The sequence below is a fragment of the Treponema sp. OMZ 790 genome (assembly GCF_024181285.1).
Lineage (GTDB): Bacteria > Spirochaetota > Spirochaetia > Treponematales > Treponemataceae > Treponema_B.
Genome location: NZ_CP051201.1, coordinates 452,356 through 470,621, shown reverse-complemented (window position 1 = coordinate 470,621; position 18,266 = coordinate 452,356). Strand labels below are relative to the sequence as shown.

Here is an 18,266-nt window from a genome sequence, read left to right as displayed (position 1 = left end):
TGTACCTTATCAAACTACTTTCTAAGGTTAAGTTCTTTAAGAATTGTTCTATAACCTTCAATGTCTGTTCGGCGATAGTATTTAAGCAAGCTGCGCCTGTGACCTACCATGCTGATCAAACCGCGTCGGCTGCCGGCATCTTTCGGATGCTCTTTGCAGTGGTTTGTCAACTGGTTGATTTTTTCGGTCAATAGGGCAATCTGCACCTTTACATCACCTGTGTCTTTTTCGCTTGCACCGAATTTCTTTACAATCGATGCCTTTTGTTCTTTAGTAACTGCCATTACCTACTCCTTACAAATAAACTCTATGGTGTCAAAATTATCAAGGTCTTTTAAGTCAAAAGCTTTTGAAGTCTTTTCGGTAAAACACAAGAGCAATCCCTCTTCACTTATGAAACAATGAGCTTCTTGTTTTTGTCCGTCGACTTTTTTTATCAAGACCCTATACTTTCCGCTTTGCGGAAGAATCTGCGTTATGTATGCTTTAGGAGCAAAAATATTATTCTTGTCCTTTACCTCCCACGGCAAACTTATGAAATCAAATAAAAAAGGATAACCTAAAAGATCTTTTGCAAGGGAAAAATCCCCTAAACCTACAGCCGTCCTGATAGCGCTTGAGCTGACCTTAACGGAGCCGTTTACATTTACGGGATCAATGGAATCAAAGCAAAAGCCTTTCTGAGGGGCTATTTTTTTTAAATCTTCCGCCCCCAATCCCCGGCGATATCCGCATAAAAAGTCGCTGCCTACAGCCAAATACTTCATACGGATAGTCTTTATAATAATATCAAAGAACACAGTTCCCTCTATTTTAGCAAATCCTGCGGAAAAGTCAATAAGTACAATGAAATGAAAACCTAATTCTTGAAACTTTTTTAATCTAAGCCTTAATGATGAAACATCCCCGGAGTAAGGTTTATTTTTAACTGCTGCCGGAGAACGGAAAAAAGTAACAAGCCCCGGAATAAGAGCATTTTCGGCTGCATAGCCCAAAACCCGTCTTAAAAGTTTATCATGGCCTTTGTGGGGACCGTCAAAACCGCCCACACTAATCGCTGTTTCTTTTCCTTCGGGGAAAACATGCGAGCCCGATTCAACAAGCTCCTCCCACGAAATTATCTTAAACTCATCCATTACTACAGATAGGATTATAGCCTTTTTTCTCTTTTGTTTCAAGTGGGGCGAATTATACCTTATACTTATCAACTTCTTTTAAAAGATTGTCGATACTCTCCTTGTTCTTTTCGGTAAACGATCTTACCTCGTAAACAGCAGAACTTATCTGCACAAAGCCTGAAGCTATTTCGTCCATTTGACTTTGAACATTTTGAGTTATCTTATCAAGATTTTCGGTTTCAGATGTTACTTTTTTACTACCCTCAAGCATTTCATCAGAACCGCGTTTTACGGCAACCGTAACTTCATTTATTTTTTGCATCGATGTCAAAACATCCGTGCCGGCGTTAGATTGTTCTACCATAGCAGAGCTTACCAATGATGCAGATTCTTTCACTTCATCAGCATGAAAAGAAATAGCGGTGAATTTTTCGACAGCTAAATTTGCAGCCTTAGCAAGAAGCTCGATTTCGGTGGTGATTGTTTTTAAAGTTGCGCTGATGGTCTTTCCTTGAGTACTGGACTCTTCGGCTAATTTTCTTATTTCATCGGCAACAACGGCAAAGCCTTTTCCTGACTCACCTGCATGGGCCGCTTCAATGGCGGCATTCATTGCAAGAAGATTTGTTTGGGAAGCTATGTTTTCGATAACGTTTGAAGCTTCAATCAGGTCTCCTGACTGTTCCGCTATCTGTTGAGAAATCGTATTGGCTTCAATCAAGGAATTTTTTCCATCTATCGTAGCTTCCGAGAGGCTTGTAATGGAATCATCGGCTTTTTTAACGCTTTCGGTAACAGAGTGAATATTGGCTACCATCTGTTCAATAGCGGCAGAAGATTCGCTTACACTTTTAGATTGAACTTCAATTTCGGAATTCAGTTTTGTTATTGATTCAATAATTTGTTCAATTGCAGCCGAAGTTCCCGTTACGCTGTCAACTTGTTCTTGGGTTTTAGAATGAAGATCATCTATGGAGTCGGCTATTTTGTTTACGGAATCTTCAGTTTTTTGCATTTCGGTAAAAAGGCCGTCTCCTACGGAATTCATCTTATCGGATTCGGTCTTAATTTGGCCGAAAGAATTTTGCATGGCTTCCGCAGTCGAATTTAAATATTCGCCTATCTTTCCCAGCTCGTCTTTTTTATAATTCATTCTAACGGTAAAGTCCCCTTGGGCAATGTGTTTAAATATTTTACCCATTTTAACTATACGCTTGGATATTCTTCTTATTCCTAATACGACTCCGATTACAACCAAAATTAAAACAAAGATAGTTACAAAAATAGAATCCTTTGCAATATCAAATGTCGAAGGTAAAAAATCTTTGATGGGAGCTATAAAAACCATTTTATATGGGAAGTTACCTGCTGCCTTTTTTTCGGCATAAATCATTTTTCCTTTTTCTTTATCGCTCCATGTTTTTATATGAGAAAATCCTTTTACGTCGCCCATTTCGGATGATAAATAATCCGATAGGTTTTTACCGAAAACATCATCTTGAGAAGAAATAACGATGTTTTTATTTTCATCGACGAGACACAAAACGGAATTTACACTTGGCAGAACCTTTTTTAATTGATTTACTGAGGCATTTAAGTCTAAACCGATTCCTGCAATTCCCATAATTTGCCTATTTTGATCAAAAACTTGCGAATTTATCCACAAGCCCGTTAAACCTGTTTCTTTGTTTTCATTGATAAAAAAAGTTGTTTTTTCCTGCAATTTTATTGTCGTAAAAAACCATTCATCTGAAGGATTCTTTTTATCCAACCGCCCTACCTGTATAACTCTATTTGCATCGGACATATAATTGGTCTTACTGCCAAGGCTGGCAATAAAAACCGATATGATATTACTTCTTTCTGAAAGATTTTTAAATTTGCGCATAACATTAGTTTTAAGATCTCCGGCTTCTTCACCTTTTTTAAGCCAATCAATCAGTTCCGAATCTTCTGACCAATTTTGTGCATACAAAAAACCCTTGATAAAATTCGATTCAATGTCGATACTGGCAGAGTCCAAAATGCCCTGCGTATTTTGATAAAACGTTTGTTCAAATTTTGCCTGCACCGATATAACACTAAAAACACTGCAAAGACCTACAGCCAAAATTACAGCCATCAATGTAAAAAATGTTAGTTTAAAGCGTATCGTCATACTCTCCTCCATAATTACTTTTAGTTAATAAGTATTTATTCTATCTACATTCTCCAATAATGTCAACCTAAAAATAATTTTTATATATTTGTTTATTTTCACTTCTCCTGTGCTTGCAAAACTATAAAAAGTCTTATACTATATACAAATGAAAAAAACGATTTTAATTACCGGCGCTTCGGGCTCCATGGGCTCTGAAGTTTTAAAACAAATTGCCGAGACGGGTAAGTATAATATAACTATCCTTTTACGCGAAAAAAAAGCAAACCGCCGCTTGGCAGCATCCTTGCAAAAAAAATACCGTGAAAACTTAAAAACTATCTTCGGAGACCTGTCGATTTTTGCCGACTGCGAAAAAGCCGTTCAAAATGCCGATTATATAATCCATTGCGCTGCAATAATTCCACCCGTAATCGATCACAATCCGGATGCAGGCTATAAATCCAACTTTTTAGGCACTTTAAATTTGATAAATGCCGTAAAAAAACTGCCCCAAAACGGCAGGGTAAAATTCATCCATATAGGAACGGTCGCCCAATACGGAAACCGCACCTTTAAACACCCATGGATAAGAACAGGAGACCCGCTTTTGATTTCAGCCTTCGACTTTTACGGGGCTACAAAGATTATGGCCGAGCGGGAGGTAATAGAATCGGGCCTAAGCTATTGGGTTTCTTTAAGGCAGTCGGGAGTTTTATACGACGACATCATGCTTAAAAACATGGATGACGGCCTCATGTTCCATACAGGCTGGAACACTCCCATAGAATGGGCAACAGCCCGCACCTCAGGCCTCATGCTTAAAAACCTCATCGAAAAAGACATGGACGGCAGCCTGCCTGAAGATTTTTGGAGAAGGGTTTACAATATAGGAAACGGAAAAGAAGCCCGCGTAACAGGTTACGAAACTCTCGACAGGGGCTTTAAGCTCATGGGCCGATCTGCAAAGGATGTTTTTAAGCCGCATTGGAACGCAGCCCGAAACTTTCACTGCGGCTGGTTCTATGATTCACGCGTTTTAAACGATTATCTTGACTTTCAATATGAAGGCTTTGAAGACTTTTTTAAAAAGCTCGATAAAAAGTTTTGGTATTTTAAGCTGGGAAAACACTTTCCCCGCCTTATTAGAAAATTTGCCATAGAACCTCTTTTAAAGACGAGCAACGCCCCTCTTTATTGGGTTAAACATAATTTTGAAGGAAGAATAAGGGCTTTTTTCGGCTCAAAAGAGAGCTTTGAGAAAATCCCTCAAAACTGGGAAGACTACAAGCTCTTATGTGAAAACAAAAATCCCGAAACAGGCAAAAAACTAAACTATGACGAATTAAAAGAAGAAAGCAAGGCTTCATCTTTTTTGCTTAGTCACGGCTATGATGAATCAAAAAAAGAAAGCGAACTCGGAATAATCGATGTCAGGGAGGCTGCCCGCTTTAGAGGAGGCGAATGTTTAAGCACCGAGATGAAAGAAGGAGACCTTTACACTCCACTTGAGTGGCAGTGTGCCTGCGGACACAAGTTTAAGGCAAGCCCCTTTCTTGTTTTAAAAACCGGCCACTGGTGCCCCGAATGTGCATGTCCTCCATGGAATTTTGACGAGCAGGCAAAAAAATCGCCCTTTTACGCTCAAATTTGGTATGATGACCACAGCCCCGATGAAGCCAACTTTTATGATAAGGACTGCTTTAGGGATATTTTAAATTGAAGAGTAAACTAAGCCCTCAATTAAGGATTTTTATATCAGTTTTTTCTTTTTAAACCAAGCTAATCCTAAAACAACAATTACAACACTCAATATTATTACGGAAAGATAGCCGTACTTCCACGACAGTTCGGGCATGTGGGTAAAGTTCATACCGTACCAGCCTACTACAAGAGTAAGGGGAAGAAAGATTGTAGTTACAACCGTAAAAATTTTCATAATCTTATTTAGGTGCAAGTCCAGCTGGGCTTGATAGGACTCCCGCAGCTGATTTGAATACTCCCTCAAAATACGGATATTTGCTCCGTAACGCTCTACCCTTTTTGAAAGAAGATTTATAATTGTCAGCTCTTCTTCGGTAAAAATATCGTTTTCGTTTTCGGCCAACTCTTGGCAAAAATCTTCCAGCTGATCGTAATAACTAAATAAGGTCAAAAGCTCGTTGTTTATATTAGAAAGCTCAGATTCAAAGTGGCTGTCTTCTTCAATCTTTTCCCAAACACGCATTTCAAGTTCCGCTATTTTTTTTCTAAAACGGTGATAGACACCTGCATGGGACTTGATGAGCTCTTTAAAAAAGCGGTTAAGAATACGCGGAATGTTTCTTTCACGGGCTATAGTTTGCTGTAAGGCTGTTTCAAAGGCTTTTTGAGTGGAATAGTCCTTGTCTATAATTTCTATAGCCAAAAAAAGATTCTTTGATATATAAAGGCCTATAGTGTCGCGGTCTTTAAAAATGTTTTCCATTTCGACTATGTTTATAACGCCGAAACTGTAGTCTTCCCAAACGCCGAGGGTGTTTTGCTGGGAAAAATCGCTGCACTGTTCGATAAAGAGAGGGTCGAGGTCTAAAAGGCTTTGCAGCTCGATAAGTTCCTTAAATTTTATGTAGCCTGCAACAGGGCCCGTTATTTTTTCTGTCCGAGGATCAATCGGGGTTAATTCCGCATCTAATTTTACAAACATAGCTTAGCCTATCATATTTTTTATATTGTATCAATAATTTAGCTCAAATTTGCGTTTATTGCCTCCGCAATTTTTAAAAGCCGATCCTTGGTATTTTGTGAAGGATCTTCGAGTACAGCTTCAAAGAGCTTTTGCAAAATTATGCCGAGTTTAGGCCCTGCCTTAATTCCAATTTCCATTAAATCCAGGCCGCCTACAGCCAAGTCTTTTAGGCTGAGGGCAGAGTCTTCGGCTATAACCTTTTCAAGCCGTTTTTTAAAAGAAACCAAATTGCTCAAATCGGGAGCCCTTCCCGTCATTCCGAAACCGTCGGCATGCCTCAAATCGAAGAGGTTCGGAATATTTTCTACCCCGGCTCTTACGATAAATCGGCGGACGGCAGCATCGCTCCAATCTTCGGTATAATGGAACATGTGAAGCCCCACGAGGTGACAAACCTCTTCAATTTCCTTATTAGAAAATTTTAGACGCTGCATGATTTTTTTGACGAGTCTTTCCGATTCTATCTCGTGCTTATAAAAGATGTAGTCGCCGTACTCATTTTTTTCCCTCGTGCTCACCTTCCCTATATCGTGGAAGAGGGCAGCCAAACGCACAATAAGATTATCTTGCGGAGCGGCATCGCAGCTTAAAAAACTGTGGTCAAGCACATCGAAGGCGTGCAACCCCTTTTGCTCTACCCCGCGGCAGGCTGCAAGCTCAGGCAAAAAGGCCTTTAAAAGCCCGGTATCTTCCAAGAGTTTCAAAGAAATTATAGGATGCCCGCTTAAAAGCATTTTTACGAATTCGTCCCGAAACCTTTCTATCGAAACTTTTTTGCAAACCTCAATACTTAGAGGAATCGCCTTTAAGGTTTCTTCTTCTATTTTAAATCCCAGCTGAGAGGCAAAACGGATTGCCCTGATAGGCCTTAGACCGTCTTCGCCAAAGCGGTCAAGGGGAGCTCCTACGGTTTTAATAGTCTTTGCTTTTATCGCTTTGACTCCCTCAAATGGATCAACTATGGAGCCGTCCTTTAAAGAAACGGCTATCGCATTCATCGTAAAATCTCTGCGACTTAAATCCTCTTCGATGGAGCGCACATAGCTGATACTGTCCGGCCTCCGGCCGTCCGAATAATCGGCTTCGCAGCGGAAGGTGGTACATTCTATTTTTTCGCCCTTATACAGAATCGTGATTGTGCCGTGCTCTATCCCCGTCGGAATTGTCTTGCGGAAAAGGGCCTGCACCTCCTTGGGTTCGGCATCGGTCGCTATATCGTAATCCTTGCACGGCTTTCCTAAAACCCAATCCCTCACGGCTCCGCCCACAAGGTAGGCCGAAAAACCGGCACTAAAGAAGATATCGGCAATTTCACTCATTTTTTTTGAAACAGGATAGCGCATAGGATTCACTCATACATCGCAGGAACTAAAAGATTAAACTCCATAACTTCTTGAGAACCGGGACTTGTAATTTCATACACCCCATGCTTTAATCTTTTAGTAAAATTCACCTTTGAAAGGTTTACGTTTTTTATGCAAAAAACATCATCGACATATATTTTTTTTCCGCCGTATTCGGGCAGAATTTGAATAAATCTTTTTTGAAAAACGTCTTTATCTACTTTTTTTACCTGAAAAACAGGAACGGATAATATCATATCTTCTTTTTGAAACAACAATACGTTTAAATCCAAATCGGCTGAAGAATACTTACGTATTTCGGAGGCTTCATTTAAAAGGCCCTTTGACTTTTGCTTTAAACAGCGCTCTAAAAGACCGCCTTTTTTATTTTCTAAAAGCACAGCCTTGTTTTCAATTAAAAGAGAAATTAAAAGATTCTTAGACTCTGAGGATAGTTCAGGTGAAAAAGAAAACGGAATAGGCTTTTTTGCCAAAGCTTCCTTGACAGCCGACTCCAAATAACCTTCAGCCTGAGCCTTATAAAATTCTTCTATGACTGCATTCGGGAGGATACTTTTTACGGCTTCAGAAAAAATTTGAGGAGCAAGAATCGATGAGCATAAAACAAACAGGTACGACAGGCTTCCATCAGTTTGAATATAAGCATCAATTACTACCGCTCTAGCTTCTACGCAGGCCAAAGAAATTCTCATGCGCAATACGGCTCCCTGCTCGCTCATAAAATTTTCTTGAACGGCAAAAAATTTTAAACCGTAAAGGAATTCTCTGCGCAAAAGTGAGTTGGTTAAAACCGAGAAATTTGAATTTTCATATTGTCTATATACGGAAACCATCGATACAATTATCGGTGATTTTTATAAAAAGCATTACAAACTTAATTGCGGAGTTGAATACAAAAAAACTGCGTCCTGCCGCAGGTACGCCATAGGCATGCCATACGATAAGACGCAGTTTTCCATTTAGCGGCTGTAAGTTTCCTTATGCCGTTTTAATTTCGATTTGTTTAGGCTGGGTGTCCGGTTTTCTCGGAATATCCACAACCAAAACGCCGTTTTCAAATTTTGCAGAAACCTCATCGGAGTTTATATCCTCAGGCAAGGTAAAACGCCTAATAAAATGTCTTGAGCTTCGCTCTTTTAGAATATAATCGGCTTCCTTATCTTCGCGTTCTTCATTCTTAGAAGACGAAATTGTCATGAGCCGATCTTTTAAGCTAATCTCAACATCTTTATCCGTATAGCCCGGAAGATCTACTTCCATAATGTAGGATTTTTCGGTTTCGCGGATATCGACACTGGGCATTCTGCAATTTGCACTCTTAATCGGAGCAAAAACTCCAAAATTCGGAGCCAAACTCCTATCAAGGACATCAAATACGCTGTCCGTAAAAGACGGACTAAAAAGACTTAAACTATTCATAAAGCACCTCCTGCTTATAATTTGTTTTTAAGCCGTTTAAAAAGCCTGCTTTTTAAACGCTCACTTATATACAAGCAATTTTAATGCTAAGCTAGACGCATATTTTGATAAAATTTTGTAAGTTCATATTGGATATAGAATTAAAAAAATAGAAATAAGGCGATTTTTAAGTTTTTAAGGCAAAGCTTTAAATTAAAATATGACAAAAAATACTATTGTGCCAAAATTTCATATTAAATAGAGTTATTTTGACACAGTAACATCTGCACAAAGGTTTTCATATGCCACTTTTGCTACAGACTGTTCGGCTTCTTTTTTTGTTTTACCTGAAAGAGGGCCGTAAACCTTGCCGTTTATTGAAACCGAGAACCAAAAGGTACGGTCATGGTCGGGGCCGCTTGTCTTTTTCAGCTCATACTTTGGAACGGTTTTAAACTTCTTTTGAACAAATTCTTGAAGGAGGGATTTATAATCGCTTATAAATTTTTTGTTTAAAACTGAATTTATTGTCGATTCCAGAACTTTCAATACGAATTTTTGTACGGATTTAAACCCTGAATCAATGTAAAAAGCCCCTATCACAGCCTCGAGGGCATCAGCAAGGATGGCTTTTTTTTCTCGCCCGCCGGACATTTCTTCGCCCTTCCCCAAAACGAGATACCTGCTTATGTGTAAATTAACGGCAACTCTGGACAAAGATTCCTCTGAAACTGAAGATGCCTTTATCTTTGCAAGTTCCCCTTCAGGCTTATCTTCAAAAGACTTATAAAGATAAGAGGCAACAACCAGCCCAAGCACTGAATCTCCCAAGAATTCCAGACGTTCATTATTTGCGTGAAAATTATTATGTTCGTTAGAAAAAGACCTGTGATGGAAAGCAAGATCAAGCAAGCGTAAATCTTTAAATTTCAATCCCGCCTGCTTTTGAAACTCAAGGAGCTCCTGCTTCCTTTTAGGTTCAAGACCGCTTCTGATCGGAAACAAAGAGCCCCTCCTTAAAAACAAAACTTATTTTTGCTGAGCTTTGATAAATTCATAGGCGTCGCGGACAGTTTCAAACTCATTTGCCTTTTCGTCCGGGATCTTAATACCCATATCCTCTTCAAGGGCATAAACAAGTTCATAGGTGTCAAGACTGTCGGCACCTAAATCCTGTCGGAATGAAGAATCTAATGTAACCTTATCTTCGTCAATTTCCAACTTTGCTGCGATTAACTGCTGAATTTTTTTGAATAAATCATCCATAAACTATCTCCTTTAGTCTAATTTATCGGGGTTAATAACTTGCTTGCCTTTATAAAACCCGCATTTGGGGCATACATGATGAGGCATAATCAAATTACCGCATCCGGAACACTCAACAAGATTTGGCGCTTGTAAACGCATATTAATACCGCGTCGGCGTCTTGTTCTAGCCTTTGATGTATTCGCTCTTGGTACAGCCATACTCAATCCTCCACTACAAAATATCTAAAATTAAAAAGCGGATCCACCGCAACTGCCGCACAAGTCTGCGGCTCTACCATATATTTAAGGGCTTATGATACACTAAAACTCACAAAAAGTCAATACAAAATCCAAAAGATGATAAAATAGTATAAACCGCAAAATATTCTTAAATAAAGATAAATTTACAGCAGATGTTTTTTCATTATTCTTATCGCCATATCGGGGTTTTCGGTAGCCAAAAGCCCCATAGCCGACAAAATATACTCCTTGTCAAGAAGAAACTGGGGATTTTTAGGCTTTAGGCTAAAAGGATCATCCTCGCGGAACTTACAGGCTTCCATAATTTCCTTATAGTTAGGGTTATAAACCAATATTCCACCTGTACCTATTATATATCTAAGATCGGTTAAATCCTTTCCTTCTTGTTGAAAGCTGGCACCGCAGCCCGTGTAGACAGGGGTTAGGACTCCCACATGGCGTCCCATAGAAACATCTGCACAAACCTTAGCGACGGCACAATCAAAGGCTAAATCTTTTTCGTTTTCAGAAATAAAGTCGGTATGCTCGTTTCTTTTTTTTACTTCGTCTTCAATGTTGAATTTATACTCTTTGGGAAGATAGTGTCTAAGCCCATGGGGGCCTTGTACCTCAGCCACTGTAGGAAGAGAGTATCTCATCCCCAAATCTCCTTCAACCGTACGCTTTAAAAAGGCTTCAGGAAGTCCATAGAGAAAAATCGAACTTTGGGTCGGATCTCCATCAGCAGCCGAGTGAACATCGGTTGTAGCCCCTCCAATATCCAAAACGATTATATCTCCGAACCCGTCTTCATTATCTGTTCCTTCCGAAAGTGTCTGAGCGGCTTTTAGAACAGCAGCCGGAGTAGGCATAAGAATATTGTCGATATTGCTTTCGACATGGGTCATACCCTTTGCGTGCACAATATTGCTCATAAAAATATTGCGGATTGTTTCCCTTGCACTTTCAACGTTCAGCTTGTTTATCTTGGGCATTACGTTTTCGGCCAGATGAAAATCCACTTTATCTTTAAAAATTTCGATGATTTCGTCTTCGGCGCTCTTGTTGCCTGCAACAACAACCGGAACCTTTACGCCGTAATCCGCAAGCATTTGTGCATTGTGGATTATACATCTGGAATCTCCGCCGTTTGTGCCTCCTGCCAAAAGGATGATATCGGCGTTGGAATTTACTATTTCTTCAGCCTCACCCTTATTGAGATTATGGCTGTAAGTATGAATTACCTTAGCCCCGGCACCGAGGGCGGCCCGCTTTGCTGCCTCGCTTGTAAGCTCAGGAACAAGGCCGATGGCTATAATCTTCAAGCCTCCTGCTGCAGATGAGCAGGCAAGGCTTTTTACTACGGTATAATTTTTCCCGACTTTTTGATTTAGGATCTCAAGAGCATTGTTGTATCCTGTCATAACGTCGGTTTCAACTGTGGTATAAGCCTTTGCCGTGCCTACGATATCTTCTTTTTCGATATCCACAAGAGTTATTTTTGTATTTGTACTTCCAAAATCAACAAATAAATAGCAGTTCATTTTTTTAAGTTAAGTTTCAATTTCTGTTTAAGCTCTATGCATGATCGGGGAAGTCTGCATGCAGATCATTGATAGTGGTTTCAACCGATGTTCCCGGCGGATATACATGATCGAAGCCCATATCTTCAAACCTCTTTTTTACCTCGGTAAAATCCTGTTTACCTACAACTATGTTTCCTCCGACAAAGAGCTTGATGCCTTTTAACCCGGCTTCGTCGCATTTTTCTCTCAATCCCTTGCAGTCCAATTCCCCTTGACCGTAAAGCGAGGACACCAAAATAGCATCCGCGCTCGTTTCAAGAGCTGCATTTATAAAGTCTTCCTGAGGGCTTAAAACGCCTATGTTTGTTACATCAAAACCTGCCTCGGTCAATGAGTAATCCAAAATTTTATTTCCGACAGCATGACAATCAGAGCCTATTACGCCCAATACAAGTTTAATCTTTCTTGCCATATTCCGCCTCCTCAAATTTATCGTGTTGGGCACAGTTTATTACTAAAAGAGAGCTATGTCAAGAGCACGAAAAATTTGAACACCTTGTAAAAATTATAAAAATTTATTATAGTGTTAACTATGTCGGAAATTACAGACTGGGAAACAATAAAATTTAACGAATTATTCGATGATGAAATAAGAGTTTTATCCCGGCGAAGGGAAAATTCTAAAGACTGCTCCATCGAAGATCTGCAAGGCACTTTGGATGCTCTTTATATATTGGAAGGAAACAATATTGACGGAAGAAGCAAGGTTCACGAAATCGCTCTTTCGGCATCTATCGCGGCCTATGAAAAATTTATAGAGGATTGGAAAAATGAAAAATAGAAATAGCAATTTTTTCTTATTTAAAAATACCATGCTTGTTTTGGTAGTTCTGTTAGGCCTTATTTTTTCTTCTTGCTCAATAAAAAAGATGGCATATAATTCTGTCGCGAATGCCATGGCTCCTCTACCGGAAAAAAAGATAAATATAAAACCGGATCCCGATTCTCCTAATCCTATTACGGCTTTGACCGAAGAAGACGATATTGAGCTTGTGGGAGAAGTTTTTCCTATAATTTTAAAGCTTTATGAGGGAATGCACATAGCTAACCCATCCCATCGGGGGCTTGCTATTATGACCGGGGAACTTTATATAATGTATGCAAATGCTTTTATTGAAGGACCTGCGAATTATCTTTCGGATGATGAATACGATAAAAAAGATAAGGCTTTTAATAGGGCAAAAAAATTTTATAAAAGAGGATATACCAAAATTCTTTACGCCCTGGAAACAGCCTATCCCGGATTTACTGAAGCCGTAAAATCGGATAACCCTGAAAAGATAAATTCGGCTTTAAAAAACTGCCAAATTTATGATGCGGAAGCCCTGCACTGGGCAGGATCAGGCATTTTGGCAGCATTTTCCCTTGATCCGCTGGATATTCAAAGCCTACAGGCCGTTCAAGGAGCAAGAGCAATGCTTGAAAAGGTTTGTAGTCTTGATCCCAAGTATTCCGAAGGTAGCACATGGGAAATTTTGACCAAATTTTATGCTTCGGCTCCGGATAATTTGGGCGGAGACATCGAAAAGGCTCATAAGGCCTATCAAAAAGCTTTCGAGCTCTCCGGCGGGAAAAATCCTTCGGTTTATGTAACTTATGCTCTTTCTTTTTGTGTACCTAAACAGGATAGTAAAGGTTTTGACGAGGCAATAAAAAAAGCTCTGGCCGTCGATCCGGAATTAAATCCTGATAATAAGCTGGTCATCGGTATTTCGCAAAGATATGCAGCCTGGCTTAAAGAAAATAAAGAACTTTTTATATTGGGAGAATAAAAATGAAGAAAAAATTATTGTTTATCTTTTTTGCATTTATAGCAGTTTCGGGTATTTTTGCTCAAAAGAAAGTCGTTTTGAAAATTGCAAGCAGTGCACCTGCAAGAACTCCATGGGATATAGAATTAAAAAAATTAGCTCAGGAGTGGAATAAAATAACAAACGGACTTGTAAGTGTACGGTTTATGGATATGACTGTTCTCGGCGGAGAAAAGGCCGGAGTTGTAAAGATGAAGCCGTCCCGGCCCGGACAAAGGCCTCAGATCGATGGAGCTATTTTGACTCCTGTAGGTCTAAACGAACTTGCACCGAATGCAAAAATTTTTACTCTTTCTCTCCCCTTCTTAATACAAAGCCAAGACGAGCTTGATTTAATTTTAAATAAATACGGTTATGTTTTTGAAAACGAAATTCAAAAGAATGGATGTAAACTCATAACATGGTCAAATGTAGGCTGGCTTTCTTTTTATACAAAGGATTCATACTCAAGTCTAAATGAACTAAAGAAAATCAAAATGATCTGTTCAAATGACACAAAGGACTTTATTGATGTTCTAAATATTTCAGGCTTTAATGTCCTTCCTGTAAACCCTGCAAAATTCACTCAAGAAATGAAAGCGACAGGCGGAGCAAGGAGCTTTGCATCAGTTTCCATTTTAACCTATACTCTAAGACTCAACAAAGATGTTTCTTATATGCTTGATGCAAGACTCTGTCCCATAATGGCAGGTTTTGTTATTGCAGATGAATCATGGGCTCTTATACCTGAACAATACAAACCTGCAATGCTCGCAGCAATGGATAGAACAACAAAAAACCTCAATGCAGCCCTTGAAGATATGGAAAAAGATTATGCAAAAAAAATGAAACAAGAAGGACTTAAAGTAATAAGCCTTACCTCGCAACAAAAAAAGGAATGGGCACAAGAATTTCATATGGATATGAAGAAAGTTCAAAAAGCAATTCCAAGTGTCATAAATGCCGAAATATACGAAAAAATTGTAAAACAGCTTGAAGCATATAGAAAATAAGTATATTATGGTAAAATGAGAAAGATAGTTAATGGTTTTATTTTAGCTTTGACGGCAGTACTTATTGTACTGCCTTTTATTCTTCATGTTGCCGGCAATTTAGGAAAAAGCAGTCTGGAATCGGGTCGCTTGATTGTTCAGCTTGTTTTTGTCTTTGCATGTCTTGCCGGTATAATAACTACCGCGGAAAAAAAACAGCTCAATATAGAAGTTTTTACTTCCAAATTCGATAAAAAAATTCAAGACATCATACAAAAGGTTGTGGCCTGTTTAAATATTGCAATACTTACGGCTATATTTCTATCGGTATTCCCAAATTATAATATGATTTCTTCAGAGGATCACATCCTTCACATTCCCATAATGATTTTCTTTTCAGCTCTTCCGCCTATGTACCTAATCATGCTCGTACTCGAAGTAAAAAGAAGCAGGTGCATAATTATAAGTATCGTAGGCTTACTGCTTGGGATGCTAATAAGTACCGGTTCCATTTTAGGCCTTTTAAATTTGATATTCAGTTCATGGTATCCTGAAATAAACGACTCCGGCTTTGCCGAGCTTTTAACCAATATATTTAACTTTATGCAAATTTTTTCGGAAAAAGCTATTTGGGGAATCGTGTTGATATTGACGGCTTTCAGCCTTTTCGGTATGCCTCTTTACATTGTACTTTCAGGTCTGGCATATTTTGCATTTATGACTACAGGCGGATATGTAGAAAGTATTCCGATGGAAACTTATAATATTTTAACGGATACCTCAATAGCGGCCATTCCTATGTTTACCGTGGCAGGATATCTTTTAGCCGGAGGAAGTGCAGGAAACCGGCTTTTGAACTTTGTAAAAAGCTCTGTCGGATGTATAAGAGGCGGTGTCGTAATTGCTTCCGTTCTGGTTGCTACATTTTTTACAACTTTTACAGGAGCCTCAGGAGTAACTATCTTGGCGCTCGGAGGTATCTTAAGCGTAATTTTGACAGGATCAGGATATTCCGAAGATGACTCCGAAGCTCTTATAACCGCATCAGGCTCTATCGGACTATTGCTGCCTCCTAGTTTGGCAGTTATAGTTTACGGTGCCACTAATTTTATGACGGTAAACATATTTGACTTATTCAAGGGCTCAATTCTTCCGGGTATCCTTTTAGCCTTATCAATGATTACTGTGGGAATTATAAAGGACAAAAGCTCAAAACGAATCAGATTTTCACGAGAAGCTCTTTTTGAAAGCTTTAAATCGGGATTTTTGGAACTGCTTTTGCCAATCTTAATAGCCGTTTTTTATTTCGGGGGCTATTTTACGCTTTTTGAAACTGCAGCTTTTACAGTTCTATATTCATTTATCTTGGAAGTATTTATCAGAAAGGATTTCACCATAAAAAAATCTCTTGCCGTTATTCTTCAAAGTATACCGATTGCAGGAGGAGTTCTTGTAATAATCGGAGCGGCAAAGGGACTCGCTTTATTTTTAGTATATGCAGGAATTCCTGAAACCCTTTCCGATTTGGCTATAACATTTGTGGGTTCAAAAATTTTATTTTTACTTCTCTTAAATATTGTTCTTTTGATAGTGGGATGCATTATGGATTTGTATTCGGCAATTTTGGTAGTATCTCCGCTGATTATACCCGTTGCCGAAAGTTTCGGTATACATCCTGTCCATACAGGAGTAATTTTTTTAACTAACCTGGCTCTAGGTTTTTTAACTCCGCCTATAGGAATGAATCTATTTATAGCAAGCTATACATTTAAAAAACCGGTAATAAAAATAGTAAAAAATATATTACCCTACCTTGCAGTACAGTTTATTATTTTACTTTTGATTACATACATCCCATGGTTCAGCATGATCTTTGTAAAATAACAAGCGATAACTGACGAATGACAGGAGTCAATAGGCATTTGTCATTCGTCAATCGGAATTCTTTTAAACGCGGCTCTTATCTTTTACTGCGATGATAGCACCCAAAATCATTAAGTGTCTTGACAACTGAGAAAGATAATTTAACACCGACATGGTGCTTCTAAAAATATTACCGTTTATCGGACCGATAATATCGATTAAAACGATATTGATAATCCATAAAATCATAAAAATTATAAGAATTATTCCGGTTAGACGTATTTCGGCTGAAAAAAATTCCACAATTAAAAACACCCCGGCAATAAGCTCTGCCACTGCCAATGTTATTATAATGACCGTGGTTACTGTTTGGCTTTTAAAAACTGCATCTAAAAGAGAAATTGCCTGCCCCAATTCTCCTGCACTTGAGCGGATTAAACCCAAAACACCTGCAACAATCAAAAAGAAAGCCAGTGCAATCTGTAATACTACAAGACCTACAGTTCTTTTCATAAGAACCTCCATAAATTAAAATCGGAGCCGTAAGACAGCCCTTTTTATTGTATCGGAATAAGAAATGCTTTGCTGTAGAGATAAATTAGATTTTAACCCGTAGTTCCTTTTATCTCAGCCTCAATTGTTCCCTTTGAAGGCTGAATTAAAACCCGCTCTCCTTCTTTAACTTGCAAAAAGGAGCGGATGGTTTTGCCTGTTTCGGCATTGCGCACAATGGAATAACCCCTGTCCAAAATAGCTTGAGGGTTTGCTCCTTCCAAAATCTTGTTTAAAATTAAAAGCCTTTGCTTAAAATCTCGGCACCTATCCTGCATGCCTGCAAGGATTTCTTCTTTTGCGGTGTCGAATCTTGCAAGAAGGGGCTGCTGAATGTTTCTAAAGCGCAGTTCCAAGGAATCGGGCTTAAAATTATTCAGCATGAGCCTTATCCTTTCAATTCGGTTTTCGATGTTTTGTGTGAGGTCCTCGCGGCTTACGGCGATGGAATACATTATATCGTTTAAGATGGGAGCAGCCAGCTCTGCGGCAGCAGAGGGAGTAGGAGCCCTCATGTCGGCGGCAAAGTCCGATAAAGCCCAGTCGATTTCGTGACCTACAGCAGAGATGACGAGAGTTTTGCAGGCGGCTATTGCCCTGACAAGTTCTTCATCCGAAAAGGGAAGAAGGTCTTCCAAAGAGCCTCCCCCCCGCCCTATTATAATGACATCGCCCAATTTTTTTTCATCTGCAATTTTTAGCTGTCTGATTAAGGCGGGAGCGGCCTCTTCCCCCTGCACTATTGCAGGAAGAACAACTATATCTATTTTTTCGTTCCGTCTTTTTACCACATTTATGATATCCCTGACGGCAGCTCCGGTGGGGCTTGTAATTACTGCAATGCGGTTCGGAAAAGGCGGCAAGGCTTTTTTCCTTTCGGAATCGAAAAGCCCCTCGGCGGCAAGTTTTTGTTTGCGCTCTTCAAGCATTTTTAAAATATTGCCCTCGCCTGCAAGACTCATCTCTTCGATAATAATCTGATAAGAACCGCGCTGCTCATATACCGAAATTGCTCCTTCCGCTTTTACGGTCATGCCGTCCTTGGGAACAAAGCTCAAAGTGCGGGACTTTCCCTTAAACATCACGGCCTGAATTGAAGCCTTGTCATCCTTTAAAGTAAAATAGAGGTGGCCGGCAGCTGAGGGGCGGAAGTTTGAAATTTCGCCCTCAATCGAAACATAGCCGAAGCCTCTTTCCAAAAGTTCTTTTATTTGCAAAGTGATTTCATATACGGAATAAGTTTGTACCAT

At 39.3% G+C, this 18,266-nt stretch carries 19 protein-coding genes; 5 read left to right on the top strand and 14 right to left on the bottom strand.

The features are described 5' to 3' along the window. Positions 1-14 precede the first annotated feature (14 nt). The 3 genes from rpsO to E4O01_RS02200 are packed head-to-tail and all read right to left on the bottom strand — an operon-like array spanning position 15 to position 3,276. Complete coding sequence (rpsO, locus tag E4O01_RS02210; protein WP_002670516.1) at positions 15-284, bottom strand: 30S ribosomal protein S15; 270 nt, start codon at positions 282-284, stop codon at positions 15-17. A gap of 3 nt (positions 285-287) precedes the next feature. Then, positions 288-1,136, bottom strand: a complete 849-nt coding sequence (locus tag E4O01_RS02205; protein ID WP_371819628.1) for an FAD synthetase family protein — start codon at positions 1,134-1,136, stop codon at positions 288-290. Positions 1,137-1,188: 52 nt separating this feature from the next. Then, positions 1,189-3,276: a methyl-accepting chemotaxis protein gene (locus E4O01_RS02200; RefSeq protein WP_253693934.1), complete on the bottom strand. Its 2,088-nt coding sequence runs from the start codon at positions 3,274-3,276 to the stop codon at positions 1,189-1,191. A gap of 148 nt (positions 3,277-3,424) precedes the next feature. Here E4O01_RS02200 and E4O01_RS02195 point away from each other — a divergent pair, with 148 nt between their 5' ends. After that, the gene (locus E4O01_RS02195; RefSeq protein WP_253693931.1) at positions 3,425-4,978 is read left to right on the top strand and encodes an NAD-dependent epimerase/dehydratase family protein; all 1,554 of its coding nucleotides are present in this window, start codon (positions 3,425-3,427) and stop codon (positions 4,976-4,978) included. A 30-nt stretch (positions 4,979-5,008) separates the two neighbouring features. On the opposite strand, the gene E4O01_RS02190 is transcribed toward E4O01_RS02195, so the two are convergent. The 9 genes from E4O01_RS02190 to glmS form a co-directional block, all read right to left on the bottom strand. After that, on the bottom strand, positions 5,009-5,941 hold the full coding sequence (locus tag E4O01_RS02190; RefSeq protein ID WP_253693928.1) for a magnesium transporter CorA family protein: 933 nt from the start codon (positions 5,939-5,941) through the stop codon (positions 5,009-5,011). 38 nt (positions 5,942-5,979) lie between these two features. Further along, positions 5,980-7,326 carry a CCA tRNA nucleotidyltransferase gene (locus E4O01_RS02185; RefSeq protein ID WP_253693926.1) on the bottom strand — a complete coding sequence of 449 codons (1,347 nt, stop codon included), beginning with the start codon at positions 7,324-7,326 and terminating at the stop codon, positions 5,980-5,982. Between the two features lie 5 nt (positions 7,327-7,331). Then, a complete protein-coding gene (locus tag E4O01_RS02180) occupies positions 7,332-8,180 on the bottom strand; it encodes a hypothetical protein (RefSeq protein ID WP_253693923.1) in 849 nt (282 codons plus the stop codon). A gap of 145 nt (positions 8,181-8,325) precedes the next feature. After that, positions 8,326-8,766: an Hsp20/alpha crystallin family protein gene (locus tag E4O01_RS02175; RefSeq protein WP_253693921.1), complete on the bottom strand. Its 441-nt coding sequence runs from the start codon at positions 8,764-8,766 to the stop codon at positions 8,326-8,328. A gap of 243 nt (positions 8,767-9,009) precedes the next feature. Continuing rightward, complete coding sequence (gene rnc, locus E4O01_RS02170) at positions 9,010-9,750, bottom strand: ribonuclease III (protein ID WP_253693918.1); 741 nt, start codon at positions 9,748-9,750, stop codon at positions 9,010-9,012. A 24-nt stretch (positions 9,751-9,774) separates the two neighbouring features. Beyond that, complete coding sequence (acpP, locus tag E4O01_RS02165) at positions 9,775-10,011, bottom strand: acyl carrier protein (RefSeq protein ID WP_253693915.1); 237 nt, start codon at positions 10,009-10,011, stop codon at positions 9,775-9,777. A 12-nt stretch (positions 10,012-10,023) separates the two neighbouring features. After that, positions 10,024-10,212 carry a 50S ribosomal protein L32 gene (gene rpmF, locus E4O01_RS02160; RefSeq protein WP_253693913.1) on the bottom strand — a complete coding sequence of 63 codons (189 nt, stop codon included), beginning with the start codon at positions 10,210-10,212 and terminating at the stop codon, positions 10,024-10,026. 185 nt (positions 10,213-10,397) lie between these two features. Then, positions 10,398-11,777 carry a methylaspartate mutase accessory protein GlmL gene (gene glmL, locus E4O01_RS02155; RefSeq protein ID WP_253693911.1) on the bottom strand — a complete coding sequence of 460 codons (1,380 nt, stop codon included), beginning with the start codon at positions 11,775-11,777 and terminating at the stop codon, positions 10,398-10,400. A 34-nt stretch (positions 11,778-11,811) separates the two neighbouring features. Beyond that, a complete protein-coding gene (glmS, locus tag E4O01_RS02150) occupies positions 11,812-12,231 on the bottom strand; it encodes a methylaspartate mutase subunit S (RefSeq protein WP_253693907.1) in 420 nt (139 codons plus the stop codon). 120 nt (positions 12,232-12,351) lie between these two features. Between glmS and E4O01_RS02145 the strand changes: the two genes are divergently transcribed. The 4 genes from E4O01_RS02145 to E4O01_RS02130 are packed head-to-tail and all read left to right on the top strand — an operon-like array spanning position 12,352 to position 16,485. After that, entirely contained in the window at positions 12,352-12,600 is a 249-nt protein-coding gene (locus tag E4O01_RS02145) for a hypothetical protein (RefSeq protein WP_253693905.1), read from the top strand. Further along, positions 12,590-13,591 (top strand): TRAP transporter TatT component family protein, encoded by a 1,002-nt coding sequence (locus E4O01_RS02140; RefSeq protein ID WP_253693902.1) that lies wholly within the window; start codon positions 12,590-12,592, stop codon positions 13,589-13,591. The genes E4O01_RS02145 and E4O01_RS02140 overlap by 11 nt, the downstream gene beginning before the upstream one ends. Before the next feature lie 2 nt (positions 13,592-13,593). Further along, positions 13,594-14,622, top strand: a complete 1,029-nt coding sequence (gene dctP / locus E4O01_RS02135) for a TRAP transporter substrate-binding protein DctP (RefSeq protein ID WP_253693900.1) — start codon at positions 13,594-13,596, stop codon at positions 14,620-14,622. Positions 14,623-14,637: 15 nt separating this feature from the next. Then, the gene (locus tag E4O01_RS02130) at positions 14,638-16,485 is read left to right on the top strand and encodes a TRAP transporter large permease subunit (RefSeq protein WP_253693898.1); all 1,848 of its coding nucleotides are present in this window, start codon (positions 14,638-14,640) and stop codon (positions 16,483-16,485) included. 63 nt (positions 16,486-16,548) lie between these two features. On the opposite strand, the gene E4O01_RS02125 is transcribed toward E4O01_RS02130, so the two are convergent. Together E4O01_RS02125 and xseA are read right to left on the bottom strand one after the other, a co-directional pair. After that, the gene (locus E4O01_RS02125) at positions 16,549-16,977 is read right to left on the bottom strand and encodes a hypothetical protein (protein ID WP_253693895.1); all 429 of its coding nucleotides are present in this window, start codon (positions 16,975-16,977) and stop codon (positions 16,549-16,551) included. Positions 16,978-17,069: 92 nt separating this feature from the next. Continuing rightward, positions 17,070-18,266 carry an exodeoxyribonuclease VII large subunit gene (xseA, locus tag E4O01_RS02120; protein ID WP_253693892.1) on the bottom strand — a complete coding sequence of 399 codons (1,197 nt, stop codon included), beginning with the start codon at positions 18,264-18,266 and terminating at the stop codon, positions 17,070-17,072.